Raw genomic sequence first — 14,396 nt, forward strand, 5'->3', positions numbered from 1 at the left:
GCGAGCGTTCATCCGGCGAACCGGCTTCAGTGGGTTTGGGCGGAAGTGAAGTGGCCATCTTTCGGGGGCGCCCTCGTCGACGAGGGGACAGTGCATCGAAACCGCCCTCATGATACAGGCGCGCCCAGGTTGACACGTGCCCAGCGCTTCGAATGTCGAATAACGCTGCCGTTTGGCCATACGACAGCCCGTCGCGCTGCATGCGCTGTAGCACCGATAGCTTGAACCGGGCGTCGTACTGAGCGACTTTCCTTTTCAGCCCGGCCGCGCCGTGCTCCCGATAGCTCGCCACCCAGCGCCGGATGACCGTGCGTCCAACCCCGTGACGAGTTGCAAGCATGCGTGTGCTCGTCTCTCCTCCCAGATACTCCTGAACTACCTGCAGTCGAAACCGCTCGTCGTACTTCGCCATGAAAAACACCCCAAAGGCTGGATCAGTGTCCAACTTCTGGGGTGCAGTTCAATCACGCGGGCTTTTTCGCTTGACGGCCGGAACCGGCACGAATGGTCACACCAGCACCAGGTTGTCGCGATGGATCAATTCGGGCTCGAGCATGTAGCCGAGCACGGATTCGATCTCGCCGCTCGGCTTGCGGTGAATCAGTTTCGTCTCCGCACTGCTGTAGTTCGTGAGCCCACGCGCCACTTCGCGTCCGTCGGGGCCGACGCACGCGATGACTTCGCCGCGCGCGAACGCGCCCTGCACGTCGATCACGCCGATCGGCAGCAGGCTCTTGCCGCCGGCCGTCAGCTTCTCGACCGCGCCTGCGTCGATCACGACATGGCCGCGCACCTGAAGATGGTCGGCCATCCACTGCTTGCGCGCCGCCATCCGCGCGGTACGTGCGATCAGTTGCGTGCCGATCGCCTCACCGGCCGCCAGACGCACGAGCACGTCGGCCTCCCGGCCGCTCGCGATCACGGTGTTCGCGCCGCTGTGCGCCGCGCGCTTCGCCGCGAGGATCTTCGTCAGCATCCCGCCACGGCCGAGGCTGGAGCCCGCGCCGCCGGCCATCGCCTCGAGTTCCGGCGCACCTGCATTGGCTTCCGCAACGAGCGTCGCGTTCGGGTCCTTGCGCGGATCGGCCGTGAACAGCCCCGACTGGTCGGTCAGGATGATCAGGGCATCGCCTTCGATCAGGTTTGCAACGAGCGCGCCGAGCGTGTCGTTGTCGCCGAACTTGATTTCGTCGGTGACGACCGTGTCGTTCTCGTTGATGATCGGCACGACGCCAAGCCGCAACAGCGTCAGCATCGTCGAACGCGCATTCAGGTAACGCTCGCGGTCCGCCAGGTCGGCATGCGTCAGCAGGATCTGCGCGGTGCGGATGTCGTGCTCGGTGAAGCGGCTTTCATAGACCTGCGCGAGCCCCATCTGGCCGACTGCGGCGGCAGCCTGCAACTCGTCGATTTCCCGCGGTCGCTTGCTCCAGCCGAGCCGCTGCATCCCTTCGGCAATCGCGCCCGAACTGACGAGCACGACTTCCTTGCCCTGCGCGCGCAGTGCGGCAATCTGGGCCGCCCAACGGCCGATTGCCGCATGATCGAGCCCCTTGCCGTCGTTGGTCACGAGGCTGGAGCCCACCTTCACCACCAATCGCTTCGAATCCGCGATGATCGAACGCATCCTGCACTGTCTCCTGTATCTGCTGCCTTTCCGACCGGGCGCGATTGAACGCCGGCGCCGGGCGGCACGCCCGGCGCGTTCCGGAATCGCTCAGGCGTCGTCGCCCGGCGCTGCATCGCCCTTGGCAGGCGGCGCATCGCGGAAACGCACGTCTGCCGCGAGATCTTCCGCCTCCGCGGCGCGATGCGCGTCCGAATGTTCGGAGAGGTAGTCGTAGATCGCGTAGCACAGCGCTTCACAACCCTGGCCGGTCAGTGCCGAGATCTCGAACACGGGGCCGTCCCACTCGAAGCGCTCGAGGAAATCCGCGACCCGCGCCTTGCGCTCGTCTTCCGGCACCATGTCGAGCTTGTTGAGCACGAGCCAGCGCGGCTTCTCGTAGAGCGCTTCGTCGTACTTGCGCAGCTCGCCGACGATCGCCGTCGCTTCCGCCACTGGATCGACGCTTTCGTCGAACGGCGCGAGATCGACCAGATGCAGCAGCACGCCGGTGCGCTGCAGGTGGCGCAGGAACTGATGGCCGAGGCCCGCGCCTTCGGCGGCGCCCTCGATCAACCCCGGGATGTCGGCGATCACGAAGCTCTTGCTCGGGCCGACGCGCACCACGCCGAGATTCGGCGCAAGCGTCGTGAACGGGTAGTCGGCAATCTTCGGCCGCGCGTTCGACACCGACGAGATGAACGTCGACTTGCCTGCGTTCGGCATGCCGAGCAGACCGACATCGGCGAGCACCTTCAGCTCGAGCTTCAGCATGCGACGCTCGCCGGGCTTGCCGTCCGTCTTCTGGCGCGGCGCGCGGTTCGTGCTCGACTTGAAATGCAGGTTGCCGAGCCCGCCGGCGCCGCCCTGTGCAAGCATGACCTGCTGGTCGTGCTCGGTCAGGTCGGCGATCAGCTCGCCGGTATCCATGTCGCTGATCATCGTGCCGACCGGCATGCGCAGCGTGACATCGTCGCCGCCCTTGCCGTAGCAATCCGATCCGCGCCCGTTTTCGCCGTTGCGCGCCAGGTGCTTCTTCGCGTAGCGGTAGTCGATCAGCGTGTTGATGTTGCGGTCGGCGATCGCGTATACGCTACCGCCCCGGCCGCCGTCGCCGCCGTCCGGCCCGCCGAACGGGACGAATTTCTCGCGGCGCATCGACGCACTGCCATCGCCTCCGTCTCCGGCGATGACTTCGATTCGTGCTTCGTCAATGAACTTCATTCGTCACTCCGCCCAGTATTTCCGCTATTGTGCCGCGCGCCGGCGCGCTTGAACAATCTGCCGTTCGGCCGATCGTACGCCGGTTGCGCGATGGCCGCCCAAACGCACACGCGCCCGGCGGCCAAATAAAAAAAGGCCCCGCGAAGACTGCGGGGCCTTTCGGCTACGAAGCCCGTGGGTGCCTGAACTTAGGCAGCCGCCGGGACAACGATGACCAGATGCTTCTTGTCCGCGCCCTTCGTCGCGAACTTGACGTGACCGTCGACCAGCGCGAACAGGGTGTGATCCTTGCCCATGCCGACGTTCTCGCCTGCGTGCATGCGCGTACCGCGCTGACGCACGATGATGCCGCCGGCATTGATTGCCTGGCCGCCGTACACTTTCACGCCGAGACGTTTCGACTCGGAGTCGCGGCCGTTCCGGGAAGAGCCGCCTGCCTTTTTGTGTGCCATCTGATTGCTCCTTTACCGAGGCGCTTACGCGTTGATCGCGTCGATGCGCAGCTCAGTGTAGTTCTGGCGGTGGCCGCCGTGCTTTTGGTAGTGCTTCCGGCGACGCATCTTGAAGATGGTGACCTTGGCATGACGACCGTGCGACACAACGGTGGCCTTGACGGAAGCCCCACTGACCAGCGGCGTACCGAACTTAATCGATTCGCCTTCGCCCACTGCGAGAACCTGGTCGAGCGTGATTTCAGCGTCAATGTCAGCCGGTATCTGTTCTACTTTGAGTTTTTCGCCAACGGCAACCTTGTACTGCTTGCCGCCGGTTTTTATGACCGCGTACATTGAGAACCTCACTCTGGATCCAATTTTTCCGCACACCACGCGCGGAAAACACGTGATTATACATGGGGTTAGCACCCAAGTCAAAGCCGATCGACGATTGCCGCGCGCAGGCCTCTACCGGACGGCCAAAATCGCGCCGCTGGTACGTCTGACAGACCGGCATATCGCGGATTCGACTTATAATCCGCGGCATCACCCAATTCCATCATCATGTCGTCGTCCACCGCCTCCCCCACCCTCAGCGCCGCCCATCTGCTCGCTCCGATCACCAGTGACATGGAGCAGGTGAATCGCGTTATCCGGCAAAGCCTCGCGTCCGATGTGCTGCTGATCAACCAGATCGCCGAGTACATCATCGGCGCGGGCGGCAAGCGGCTGCGTCCGGCATTGCTGCTGCTCGTCGCCGGCGCGCTCGGCGAGACGTCGCACCAGCGGCACGTGCTGGCCGCCGTCGTCGAGTTCATCCACACGGCCACGCTGCTGCATGACGACGTCGTCGACGAATCCGAGCTGCGCCGCGGCCGCCAGACCGCCAATGCGCTGTTCGGTAACGCGGCGAGCGTGCTGGTCGGCGACTACCTCTATTCGCGCTCGTTCGAGATGATGGTCGGCGTCGGCAAGATGCGCGTGATGGAGATCCTGTCGGAAGCGACGACGATCATTTCCGAAGGCGAGGTGCTGCAGCTCCTCAACATGCACGACGCGGACGTCGACGAAACACGCTACATGCAGGTGATCCGTTACAAGACGGCCAAGCTGTTCGAGGCCTCGGCACGTCTGGGCGCGGTACTCGCGGGCGCCGATGCGCCGACCGAGGCGGCCGCCGCCGAATACGGCCGCCGGATCGGCACTGCATTCCAGATCATGGACGACTGGCTCGACTACGCGGGCACCGCCGAGGCAATGGGCAAGAATGCCGGCGACGACCTTCGCGAAGGCAAGCCGACGCTGCCGCTCATCTATCTGATCGAACGCGGCACGCCCGAACAGTCGGCGCTGGCACGCGAAGCGATCGAACAGGGCGGCACCGATCGCTTCGACACGATCTTCGAAGCAATCACGCGCTCGGGCGCACTGGATCACACGCTCGAATGCGCACGCCAGGAAGCGCAGGCGGCAGCCGCGGCGATTGCCGCGTTCCCGGACTCGATCTATAAGGAAAGCCTGCTCGGGTTGTGCTCATACTCGACGTCGCGGCAGTCGTAAACACGCCGCGAACGCGAAGCGATGCCTTGCCTCGAAAATTTTCTTCATCAAAGTATTCCCTTTTAGAAAAAACATCGTTATAGTTACGTTCTTGCTTGTGACGACGCAGCGATTCTTAACGAAAGCAGCGAAGTCCAAAGAGCAAAAATCGGGGTGTAGCTTAGCCTGGTAGAGCGCTACGTTCGGGACGTAGAGGCCGGAGGTTCGAATCCTCTCACCCCGACCAGATTTTTAAAAAACCGTGCACTTCGTGCACGGTTTTTTTTTACCCGGCCGCCGCAGGCCCCTCGTGTCGCGCACGACACATCGCAGTCGCCGGCCTCTGCTATATTTCTCCCATCCCAGTCCTTCACTGCCCTTCCAACGCGTGGACCAAATTCCCTTATGGGCGCAAATCGGCGCCGTCTTCCTGCTTCTCCTCTGTTCCAGCTTCTTTTCGATTTCCGAGACCGCGATGATGGCGCTCAACCGCCATCGGCTGAAGCATCTCGCCAGCCAGGGCGCACTCGGCGCGAAAACCACGCAAGGCCTGCTCACGCGCACTGACCTGCTGCTCAGCGTGATCCTGATCGGCAACAACCTGTTCAACACGATCATCCCGGTCCTGACGACGTCGCTCGCGCTGCATACGTTCGGTCGCAACAACCTCGCGCTGTCGATCGCGACCGGCATCGTCGCGTTCCTGATCATCGTGTTCGCCGAAATCGCGCCGAAGATCGTCGGCGCGACGTTCCCCGAACGCATCGCGCTGCCCGCGAGCCTCGTGATCGCGCCGCTGATGCGCGTGTTCAAGCCCGTCGTCTGGTTCGTCAACGCCCTCGCGAACGGCGTGCTGTGGGTGCTGCGCATCAACACGAAGAAGGGTCGCGACCAGCGAATGTCGGCCGACGAGCTGCGGGCCATCGTGCTCGAGTCGAGCAGTTTCATGCCGACCAAGCACCGCAGCATCCTGCTCAACCTGTTCGACCTCGAGAACATCACGGTCGACGACGTGATGGTGCCGCGCCGCCAGATCGAGTCGCTCAATTTCTACGCGCCGCTCGACGACGTCCTGCACCAGCTCGAGACCTGCTATCACAACCGGCTCGTCGTCTACGAAGGCGACATCGACAAGGTGCTCGGCGTGTTGCACGTCCGCAAGACGCTGACCGCGCTGCACAACCAGGAATTCGACCGCGAGACGCTGCGCGCGCTGCTCGCCGAGCCGTACTACGTGCCGTCCGGCACGCCGGTGGTCCAGCAGCTCCAGTTTTTCCAGGAAACCCGGCAGCGGACCGCGCTCGTCGTCAACGAATACGGCGAGCTCGAAGGGCTCGTGACGCCCGAAGACATCATCGAGGAACTGATCGGCGAATTCACGACGTCACTGCCGCGCAGCGAGCGCAAGGGCGGCTGGGACGAGAACGGCGAATGCATCGTTTCGGCGAGCATGCCGCTGCGCGAACTGAATCGCTGGCTGCATCTGAAGCTGCCGACCGACGGGCCGAAGACGCTGAACGGCCTGGTGCTCGAAATCCTCGAGGAAATTCCGGAAGACGACGTGTGCCTGAAAATCGGTGACGTCATGCTCGAGGTGATGCGCAGCGACGATCAGGCCGTGCGCACCGTCAAGCTCTTCAAGCCGCGCAGCTCGCGCACCGCACGCGCCACGTCGCGCTAGCCGAACGGCTGACTGCCGGCGCCGCCCGTGACGCGCGACCATCTGCTGGTCACGGTCAACAGGCGGCCAGCGTGCCGGCTCACATGCATTTCCCTCCTCCAGGGGCGCCGCTGCGCACGCAGCCGCCCGCCCACGCCGATGCGTCGCCCGCCACCGCACCGCGCGCGCTCGACGCGGCCCAGCTCGACGACGCGCCGGCCGTGCGGCTGCTGACGGACACGCTTCATGCGGCGCGCGTACGCGATGCATCCGACATTCACGTCGAACCATTCGAAGCCGGCTGGCGCATCCGCCTGCGCATCGACGGCGTGCTGCACGAACATGCACGGCCGCCCCTTCATCTGCGCGACGCGCTCGTCACACGGATCAAGGTGCTCGCGCGCATGGACATCGCCGAACGACGGCTCCCGCAGGACGGCAGGCTGCGCATCGTGATCGACGGCGGTACGCGCGGCGACTACCGGGTCAGTTCGCTGCCCACGTTGTTCGGTGAAAAGCTGGTGCTGCGGCGGCTCGAAACCATGCCGATCGACCTCACCCTTGCCCGCCTCGGCTTCGACACGCAGCAGGCGGCCGCGATGGAGGCCGCGATACGCGCCCCGCATGGTCTCGTACTCGTCACGGGTCCGACCGGCAGCGGCAAGACGCTGTCGCTCTACTGCGCGCTGCAGATGCTCGATCGCGACGCGCACAACGTCTGCACGGTCGAGGATCCCGCCGAGATCCAGCTCGACGGCATCAGCCAGGTCGGTGTCGCCGAAAAGGCCGGGCTCACGTTCGCGACTGCACTGCGCGCGCTCTTGCGGCAGGATCCGGACATCATCATGGTCGGCGAGATTCGCGATGCGGAGACGGCCGACGTCGCGATCAAGGCCGCGCAGACCGGCCATCTCGTGCTGTCGACGCTGCACACGAACGACGCGCCGGCCGCCGTCGCGCGGCTGCTCGACATCGGCGTCGCACCGTACAACCTCGCGGCCGCGTTGCACCTCGTCACCGCGCAGCGCCTCGTCCGGCGGCTGTGCACCGCCTGCCGCGTGCACTCGGACGCACCGGTGCCCGTCCTGCGCGAAGCCGGCTGCGACCCGGCTGCCCTCGCAACCGGATGGCGGCCGTTCGTTGCACGAGGCTGTCCGGCCTGTCACGGCATCGGCTATCGCGGCCGCGTCGGCCTGCATCAGACGATGCCGGTATCGTCCGGGCTGGCGGAACGCATCGTCGCACGGGCGAGTGTTGGCGAACTCGCGCAATGCGCGGCGGCCGAAGGCGTGCGCAGTCTGCGCGACGCGGCGCTCGCGCGCGTCCGTGACGGCACGACGAGCATCGCGGAAGCCCTCGCCGCGACACCTGCCGCATGAGCATGCACACGCCGCCGCGCGAAACCCGCTTCGCGTGGCGTGGCCGCCGTCGCGACGGCACGTCGCGCCGCGGGACCGTCATCGCATTCGACGCCGCGAGCGCACGTGCCGCGCTCGCACGCGACGGCATCGCCGTACTGTCGCTCGATGTCCGCGGAGCGGCCCGACCGCCCACGGCCAACGCGCGGGACGTCACGCGCTTCACGCGCCAGCTCGCGAGCCTGCTCCAGGCCGGGTTGCCGCTCGCGCCGTCGCTCGAGATGCTCGCGCGTACGCGGCCACACGATGGCCTACCGCGCATCGCCGCAGGTCTCGCCCGCGAGATCGGCGGCGGCCGTCGCTTCGCCGATGCACTCGCACGCTATCCATCCCAGTTCGGCACGCTGTATCGCCAGCTGATCGAGGTCGGCGAAGCGTCCGGCTCGCTCGGCATCGTGCTGACGCGGGTCGCGGAACACCGCGAGCGCACCGACGCGCAGTGGCGCAAGCTGCGGGCCGCGCTCGCGTACCCGGCGGCCGTCATCCTGTTCGGGCTCGCGATCTCGGCCGCGTTGATGGTGTGGGTGGTACCGACGTTCCGTCAGATCTTCGACGGGTTCGGCGCCGCACTGCCGGCGCCGACCCGCGCGCTGCTCGCGCTGTCTTCCGCGCTATCGGCATGGGGCGGTGGGCTCCTTTCCATTGCCGCGGCAGCCGGGCTGGCCGCGCATCACGCGCTGCGGCGGTCGGCACCGCTGCGCCACGCTGTCGCTCGGCGGCTGCTGCACGCGCCGCTCGCGGGTAGCGCGCTCAGCCGGTATGCGGCCGCACGCTGGTGCCGCTCGCTGGCGACGCTGCTCGGCGCCGGTGTGCCGCTCGCCGACGCCTTCGCCACACTCGAGCGCACCGCCGGCCATCCGGTGTTCGAGCACGCCACTGCGCACATCGCGGCCCGCGTGCTACGCGGCGCACGCCTCGCGGACGCCATGCAGTCGGCCGGCTGCTTCCCGGACGACGTCGTGCAGCCGATTGCCGTCGCCGAGGAGACGGGTGCGCTCGACGCGATGCTCGCCGACATCGCGGCGCTGTGCGAACGCCAGCTCGACGCGCGTCTCGATGCACTCGCCGCGCTCGGCGAACCGCTGATCGTGATCGTACTGGGCGCACTCGTCGGCGGCCTCGTGATCGCGATGTACCTGCCCATCCTTCAGCTCGGCAACGTGGTGTAGCATCGCAACCGATTCTGTCGCCTTTTAGTCCCATCCGTGAGCCTCATGACGCCAGCGCCCCTGTATTCCGTTACCGATTCGCCCGAGAGCACGCTGCTCGCGCTGGCGATGCTGCCGCCCGCGCTGCAGTATGCGTTCGCGGTCGTCGTCGGCCTTTGCGTCGGCAGCTTCCTGAACGTGGTCGTCCACCGGCTGCCCGTGATGATGCAGCGTGCGTGGCAGGCCGAAATCGATGAAGCGACCGGCAACGCGAGCGCCCCGCCCGACGACGGCTACCCGCCGCGCTACGATTTGTGGCGCCCGCGCAGCGCCTGCCCGCATTGCGGCCACGTGCTGCGCGCATGGGAAAACATCCCGCTCGTCAGCTTTCTGATGCTGCGCGGGCGCTGCCGGCGCTGCGGCCACGGGATCGGCATCGTATATCCGCTCGTCGAGCTCGCGTGCGCGCTGCTCGCCGCCGGCTCGCTCGCGGTATTCGGCCCGACCGTCGCCGCGCTTGCCGCGTTCGCGCTGTGCGCTGCGCTGCTCGCGATGAGCGCGATCGATATCCGGACGGGCTACCTGCCCGACTCGATGACGCTGCCGCTCCTCTGGGCCGGGATCGCGCTGAACCTCGGCGGCACGTTCACGTCGCTGCGCTCGGCGGTGATCGGGGCCATGGCCGGCTACCTGTTCCTGTGGGCGATCTACTGGCTGTTCAAATGGCTGCGCGGCATCGAGGGCATCGGTTTTGGCGACCTCAAGCTGCTCGCCGCGCTCGGCGCATGGATGGGCTGGGCCGCATTGCCGCAGGTCGTGCTGTTCGCCGCGGTGACGGGCGCGATCGTCGGGCTCATCGCGACCTGGCGCGGCCGCATGCGCTTCGAGGAGCCGATTCCGTTCGGCCCGTTCCTCGCGGCAGGCGGCGCCGCGACGCTGTTTTTCGGCACCCCGTTTTATTCGGCGCTCGGAGGCTGACATGTTCGCAATTGGACTCACCGGCGGCATCGGCAGCGGCAAGACGACCGTCGCCGACATGTTCGGCGCCCGCGGCGCGTCACTGGTCGATACCGATCTGATCGCCCATCGCATCACCGCACCGGGCGGCCTCGCGATGCCCGCGATCGAACAGGCATTCGGCCGCGGCTTCGTTGCCGCCGACGGCTCGCTCGACCGTGCGAAGATGCGCACGCTGATCTTCAGCGACGACGCCGCGCTCCGGCGCCTTGAAGCGATCACGCATCCGCTGATCCGCGCGGAAACCGATCGCGAAGCCCGCGAAGCGCAGGGCCCGTACGTGATGTTCGTCGTGCCGCTGCTCGTCGAGTCAGGCAACTGGAAGGCGCGCAGCGACCGCGTACTCGTCGTCGATTGCCCGGTCGACACGCAGATCGCACGCGTGATGCGGCGCAACGGCTTCACGCGCGAGCAGGTCGAAGCGATCATCGCGAAACAGGCAACGCGCGAAGCGCGCCTCGCGGCGGCCGACGACGTGATCGTCAACGACGCGACGACACCCGACACGCTCGCCGCACAGGTCGATGCACTGCACCAACGCTATCTCGCGTTTGCGGCCGCCGCGCGCTGAACCGCGAGCCCAATCGTGATGGTGTACGAAATTGGCGCGTTGCTAGGGTAGAGAGTGAGCATTAGAATGTCCTGCATTGTTTCAATCCCTACCCAAGAGGCGAGCGCGCTTGATTCTTTACGAGTATCCGTTCAACGAGCGAATTCGCACGCTGTTGCGCCTCGAAGATCTCTTCGAGCGCTTCGCGTTCTTTTTGGCTCAGGAGGACCCGCGTGAACACCACGTCGCGCTGACGACGCTGTTCGAAATCGCCGAGGTAACGGGCCGCGCGGACCTGAAATCGGATCTGATGAAGGAGCTCGAACGTCAGCGCCAGACGCTCGCCCCCTTTCGCGGCAATCCGGGCATCGAGCAGAACGCGCTCGAAGCCGTGCTCGGCGAAATCGAGCAGACGCTCGCGAACCTCGCGCAGATGCAGGGCAAGACCGGGCAGCACCTCGTCGACAACGAGTGGCTCGCCAGCATCCGCAGCCGTGCGGTGATTCCCGGCGGCACATGCAAGTTCGACCTGCCGTCGTACTACGCATGGCAGCAGTGGCCCGCTGAGCAGCGGCGTCAGGACATCGCGAAGTGGATCCTGCCGATGCTGCCGCTTCGCGATGCTGTGACGATCGTGCTGCGGCTCGCGCGCGAATCGGGTCAGGCGTCGAAGGTCATGGCGATGCAAGGCAGCTACCAGCAGATGCTGTCCGGCCGCACCTACCAGCTGATGCAGGTGCGCGTGCCGCCGGAGTTGCGCGTCATTCCCGAAGCGAGCGCGAACAAATACATGCTGTGGGTACGGTTCACCATGCAGGACGGCGATGTGCGTCCGCGCGCGGTGGATATCGACGTGCCGTTCCATCTGACACTGTGCAATCTGTAACGGCCGCGGGCCGGATCGCTTTCGTATGACTACCGTTGTGAAATGCCCGTCGTGTGGCGCCGAAGTGCGCTGGACGCCCGAAAATCAGTTCCGCCCGTTCTGCTCGGCCCGCTGCAAGCAGCTCGACCTCGGCGCATGGGCCGCGGAAAAGTACCGGATCGGTGGATCCTCCGACGAGGGCCCCTCGTCGGAAGAAGACGGCACGGACGGCCGCCGCGACAGCTGAGCGGCGCGCCGCACCGCCTGCTAGTGATATGGCCCGCCTTTCCGGCAGGCCATCATGGCGTCAGTTCGACGCGGCTTCCTTCTCGAGCAGTTCGAGCACCGGCAGCGCGGCCGGCAACAGCGGCGCGACGGCGACCGGCAGTTGCTGCCACACGAACGCCTGCCCTTCCTTGCTGTGCGGCTCGCCCGTCCAGCCCGTCACCTTGCAGAAATACAGCCGCACGTACGCATGCGGATAATCGTGCTCGAGCGTGTGCCAGCGGTGGCTGGCCGTGACTTCGATGCCGAGCTCCTCGTGCAGTTCGCGCGCAAGCGCGTCCTCGACGCTTTCACCGGCCTCCAGCTTGCCGCCCGGAAACTCCCAGTAGCCTTCATACGGCTTACCTTGCAGCCGCTGCGCGAGCAGGTAGCTTCCGTCCGGCTGCACCATCACGCCGACCGCGACTTCCGTCACCTTGCGGCCATCGGGCGCGCGCACCGCGCCTTGTGCGGGACCCGCGCTCATGCCTGCTCCTTGCGGCCCGACCAGTCACGCGCAAACTGCCACGCGACGCGTCCCGACCGCGAACCGCGCTCGAGCGCCCACACGAGCGCATCGCCGCGTGCGGATTCGATTTCCGCATCCGGGCAGCCGAAATGACGCAGCCAGTGCCCGACGATGTCGAGGTAGTCGTCCTGCTTGAACGGATAGAAGCTGACCCACAGGCCGAAGCGCTCCGAGAGCGAGATCTTTTCCTCGACGACTTCGCCGGGGTGAATCTCGCCATCCGGAAGATGCTTGTACGACTCGTTGTCGCTCATGTACTCAGGCAGCAGATGGCGGCGGTTCGACGTCGCGTAGATCAGCACGTTGTCCGACTGCGCGGCGATCGAGCCGTCGAGCGCGACCTTCAGCGCCTTGTAGCCCGACTCGCCTTCCTCGAACGACAGGTCGTCGCAAAACACGATGAAGCGCTCGGGACGCTGCGAGATCAGGTCGACGATGTCGCCGAGATCGTGCAGGTCGTCCTTGTCGACTTCGATCAGGCGCAGGCCGTCGTTCGCATACGCGTTCAGGCACGCCTTGATCAGCGACGATTTGCCGGTACCGCGCGCGCCGGTCAGCAGCACGTTGTTGGCCGGCTTCTGCTGCACGAACTGCCGCGTGTTCTGTTCGATCAGCCCTTTCTGGCGATCGATATTGTGCAGGTCGCCGAGCGTGATCGACGACACGGCCGGCACCGGCTGCAGATAGCCGCGCCCCTGGCGCTTGCGCCAGCGGAACGCGTGCGCGGCATTCCAGTCGACCGCAGCCGGCGCGGGCGGCAGCATCCCCTCGAGACGGCCGAGCAGCGCTTCGGCACGCGTCAGAAACTGTTCAAGCTTGTCCATGTCGTTCGAACGCTCCCGATCAGGAGCGGTAATCCGCGTTGATGCTCACGTAGTCGTGCGACAGGTCGCACGTCCAGATGGTGGCCTGCGCGTCGCCGCGGCCGAGCAGCACGCGAATCGTGATTTCGCTCTGCTTCATCACACGCTGGCCGTCTTCTTCCTGGTAAGCCGGGTTGCGGCCGCCCGCCTTCGCGACGAGCACGTCGTCGAGATAGAGGTCGATCTTGTCGACGTCCAGATCCGCGACGCCCGCATAGCCAATCGCCGCGAGAATCCGGCCGAGGTTGGGGTCGGATGCGTAGAACGCCGTCTTCACGAGCGGCGAATGGCCGATCGCATAAGCGATCTGGCGGCATTCCGCGACGTTCTTGCCGCCTTCGACCTGCACTGTCATGAATTTCGTCGCGCCTTCGCCATCGCGCACGATCAGTTGCGACAGCACCTGCGCAACTTCCGTCACCGCATCGCGCAGCGCCGCGTAGGCCGGCGAATCGGTCGACGTGATCGCCGGCAGCGTGCTCTTGCCTGACGCGATCAGGATGAACGAGTCGTTCGTCGACGTGTCGCCGTCGATCGTGATGCAGTTGAACGAGCGATCCGCGACTTCCTTTACGAGCGTGTCGAGCACCGGCTGCGCGACGTTCGCGTCGAACGCCAGGAAGCCGAGCATCGTTGCCATGTTCGGCTTGATCATGCCCGCGCCCTTGCTGATGCCCGTCAGCGTGACCGTATGGCCGTCGATCGTCACCTGGCGCGACGTGGCCTTCGGCAGCGTGTCCGTCGTCATGATCGCTTGCGCGGCGTCGAACCAGTTCGCGGCCTTGCGGTTCGCGAGCGCGGCCGGCAGGCCGGCCTTCAGGCGATCGATCGGCAGCGGCTCGAGGATCACGCCGGTCGAGAACGGCAGCACCTGCGCCGGCTCGATGCCCGCGAGGCGCGCGAGTTCCGTGCAGGTTTCGCGTGCGTTCACGAGGCCCGGCTCGCCGGTGCCCGCGTTCGCATTGCCCGTATTCACGACGAGCGCGCGAATGCCCGCGCCGCCCGCGCGCACCTTCGCCAGATGCTCGCGGCAGACGGTGACCGGCGCTGCGCAGAAACGGTTTTCGGTGAACACGCCCGCGACCGTCGCGCCTTCGTCGACGGAGATGACCAGCACGTCCTTGCGATTCGGCTTGCGGATGTTCGCTTCCGCCCAGCCGAGCGTGACGCCGGCGACGGGATGCAGTTGGGCGGGATCGATCGACGGAAAATTGACAGCCATGGGGCACACCTGCCGGATGGAAAATGCCGGCATGCGCCGGCATCGATTGGAAGAACC

At 66.0% G+C, this 14,396-nt stretch carries 16 protein-coding genes and 1 tRNA gene; 9 read left to right on the top strand and 8 right to left on the bottom strand.

Annotation, left to right across the window (positions count from 1 at the left end; translation table 11 throughout):
* The 5 genes from G3N96_RS19820 to rplU form a co-directional block, all read right to left on the bottom strand.
* The coding region (locus G3N96_RS19820) for a helix-turn-helix domain-containing protein (protein WP_206138207.1) at positions 1 to 412 on the bottom strand (412 nt) is incomplete at its 3' end.
* Positions 413 to 508: 96 nt separating this feature from the next.
* Positions 509 to 1,627: a glutamate 5-kinase gene (gene proB / locus G3N96_RS19825; protein WP_039353092.1), complete on the bottom strand. Its 1,119-nt coding sequence runs from the start codon at positions 1,625 to 1,627 to the stop codon at positions 509 to 511.
* 90 nt (positions 1,628 to 1,717) lie between these two features.
* Positions 1,718 to 2,830: a GTPase ObgE gene (obgE, locus tag G3N96_RS19830; protein WP_089455548.1), complete on the bottom strand. Its 1,113-nt coding sequence runs from the start codon at positions 2,828 to 2,830 to the stop codon at positions 1,718 to 1,720.
* A gap of 188 nt (positions 2,831 to 3,018) precedes the next feature.
* Complete coding sequence (gene rpmA / locus G3N96_RS19835) at positions 3,019 to 3,282, bottom strand: 50S ribosomal protein L27 (protein WP_006476999.1); 264 nt, start codon at positions 3,280 to 3,282, stop codon at positions 3,019 to 3,021.
* 24 nt (positions 3,283 to 3,306) lie between these two features.
* The gene (gene rplU / locus G3N96_RS19840; RefSeq protein WP_006025184.1) at positions 3,307 to 3,618 is read right to left on the bottom strand and encodes a 50S ribosomal protein L21; all 312 of its coding nucleotides are present in this window, start codon (positions 3,616 to 3,618) and stop codon (positions 3,307 to 3,309) included.
* Between the two features lie 210 nt (positions 3,619 to 3,828).
* On the opposite strand from rplU, the gene G3N96_RS19845 reads away from it, so the two are divergent.
* The 9 genes from G3N96_RS19845 (at position 3,829) to G3N96_RS19885 (ending at position 11,708) form a co-directional block, all read left to right on the top strand.
* Entirely contained in the window at positions 3,829 to 4,824 is a 996-nt protein-coding gene (locus G3N96_RS19845; RefSeq protein ID WP_011544516.1) for a polyprenyl synthetase family protein, read from the top strand.
* A gap of 149 nt (positions 4,825 to 4,973) precedes the next feature.
* A tRNA-Pro gene (locus G3N96_RS19850) sits at positions 4,974 to 5,050 on the top strand.
* Between the two features lie 141 nt (positions 5,051 to 5,191).
* Complete coding sequence (locus G3N96_RS19855) at positions 5,192 to 6,484, top strand: HlyC/CorC family transporter (protein ID WP_206138208.1); 1,293 nt, start codon at positions 5,192 to 5,194, stop codon at positions 6,482 to 6,484.
* An 83-nt stretch (positions 6,485 to 6,567) separates the two neighbouring features.
* Positions 6,568 to 7,842: an ATPase, T2SS/T4P/T4SS family gene (locus tag G3N96_RS19860; RefSeq protein WP_206138209.1), complete on the top strand. Its 1,275-nt coding sequence runs from the start codon at positions 6,568 to 6,570 to the stop codon at positions 7,840 to 7,842.
* Positions 7,839 to 9,050 (top strand): type II secretion system F family protein, encoded by a 1,212-nt coding sequence (locus tag G3N96_RS19865; protein WP_206138210.1) that lies wholly within the window; start codon positions 7,839 to 7,841, stop codon positions 9,048 to 9,050. Before G3N96_RS19860 ends, G3N96_RS19865 begins: the two co-directional genes overlap by 4 nt.
* Before the next feature lie 45 nt (positions 9,051 to 9,095).
* Positions 9,096 to 10,007: an A24 family peptidase gene (locus G3N96_RS19870; protein WP_124576456.1), complete on the top strand. Its 912-nt coding sequence runs from the start codon at positions 9,096 to 9,098 to the stop codon at positions 10,005 to 10,007.
* A gap of 1 nt (position 10,008) precedes the next feature.
* Positions 10,009 to 10,617, top strand: a complete 609-nt coding sequence (gene coaE, locus G3N96_RS19875; RefSeq protein ID WP_124576455.1) for a dephospho-CoA kinase — start codon at positions 10,009 to 10,011, stop codon at positions 10,615 to 10,617.
* Between the two features lie 109 nt (positions 10,618 to 10,726).
* The gene (gene zapD / locus G3N96_RS19880; RefSeq protein WP_039353119.1) at positions 10,727 to 11,482 is read left to right on the top strand and encodes a cell division protein ZapD; all 756 of its coding nucleotides are present in this window, start codon (positions 10,727 to 10,729) and stop codon (positions 11,480 to 11,482) included.
* 25 nt (positions 11,483 to 11,507) lie between these two features.
* Complete coding sequence (locus G3N96_RS19885; RefSeq protein ID WP_027788444.1) at positions 11,508 to 11,708, top strand: DNA gyrase inhibitor YacG; 201 nt, start codon at positions 11,508 to 11,510, stop codon at positions 11,706 to 11,708.
* A gap of 60 nt (positions 11,709 to 11,768) precedes the next feature.
* Here G3N96_RS19885 and G3N96_RS19890 read toward each other — a convergent pair whose 3' ends face one another.
* Genes G3N96_RS19890 through argJ form a run of 3 tightly spaced genes read right to left on the bottom strand, consistent with a single transcriptional unit; the run spans position 11,769 to position 14,339 of the window.
* Positions 11,769 to 12,212: an NUDIX domain-containing protein gene (locus G3N96_RS19890; protein ID WP_124576454.1), complete on the bottom strand. Its 444-nt coding sequence runs from the start codon at positions 12,210 to 12,212 to the stop codon at positions 11,769 to 11,771.
* On the bottom strand, positions 12,209 to 13,078 hold the full coding sequence (locus G3N96_RS19895; protein ID WP_089439171.1) for an ATP-binding protein: 870 nt from the start codon (positions 13,076 to 13,078) through the stop codon (positions 12,209 to 12,211). The genes G3N96_RS19890 and G3N96_RS19895 overlap by 4 nt, the downstream gene beginning before the upstream one ends.
* 19 nt (positions 13,079 to 13,097) lie before the next feature.
* Entirely contained in the window at positions 13,098 to 14,339 is a 1,242-nt protein-coding gene (gene argJ, locus G3N96_RS19900) for a bifunctional glutamate N-acetyltransferase/amino-acid acetyltransferase ArgJ (protein WP_089472107.1), read from the bottom strand.
* Between the last annotated feature and the right edge of the window lie 57 nt (positions 14,340 to 14,396).

Origin of the sequence: Burkholderia sp. Se-20373, assembly GCF_017104705.1 — a bacterium.
Taxonomy (GTDB): Bacteria; Pseudomonadota; Gammaproteobacteria; order Burkholderiales; family Burkholderiaceae; genus Burkholderia.

Bases quoted from the DNA above. Each gene is read 5' to 3' on its own strand.
- argJ (WP_089472107.1), bottom strand. From the start codon at position 14,339: ATGGCTGTCAATTTTCCGTCGATCGATCCCGCCCAACTGCATCCCGTC.
- proB (WP_039353092.1), bottom strand. From the start codon at position 1,627: ATGCGTTCGATCATCGCGGATTCGAAGCGATTGGTGGTGAAGGTGGGC.
- obgE (WP_089455548.1), bottom strand. From the start codon at position 2,830: ATGAAGTTCATTGACGAAGCACGAATCGAAGTCATCGCCGGAGACGGA.
- G3N96_RS19895 (WP_089439171.1), bottom strand. From the start codon at position 13,078: ATGGACAAGCTTGAACAGTTTCTGACGCGTGCCGAAGCGCTGCTCGGC.
- G3N96_RS19860 (WP_206138209.1), top strand. From the start codon at position 6,568: ATGCATTTCCCTCCTCCAGGGGCGCCGCTGCGCACGCAGCCGCCCGCC.
- rplU (WP_006025184.1), bottom strand. From the start codon at position 3,618: ATGTACGCGGTCATAAAAACCGGCGGCAAGCAGTACAAGGTTGCCGTT.
- G3N96_RS19885 (WP_027788444.1), top strand. From the start codon at position 11,508: ATGACTACCGTTGTGAAATGCCCGTCGTGTGGCGCCGAAGTGCGCTGG.
- G3N96_RS19865 (WP_206138210.1), top strand. From the start codon at position 7,839: ATGAGCATGCACACGCCGCCGCGCGAAACCCGCTTCGCGTGGCGTGGC.
- coaE (WP_124576455.1), top strand. From the start codon at position 10,009: ATGTTCGCAATTGGACTCACCGGCGGCATCGGCAGCGGCAAGACGACC.
- G3N96_RS19845 (WP_011544516.1), top strand. From the start codon at position 3,829: ATGTCGTCGTCCACCGCCTCCCCCACCCTCAGCGCCGCCCATCTGCTC.
- G3N96_RS19890 (WP_124576454.1), bottom strand. From the start codon at position 12,212: ATGAGCGCGGGTCCCGCACAAGGCGCGGTGCGCGCGCCCGATGGCCGC.
- rpmA (WP_006476999.1), bottom strand. From the start codon at position 3,282: ATGGCACACAAAAAGGCAGGCGGCTCTTCCCGGAACGGCCGCGACTCC.
- G3N96_RS19870 (WP_124576456.1), top strand. From the start codon at position 9,096: ATGACGCCAGCGCCCCTGTATTCCGTTACCGATTCGCCCGAGAGCACG.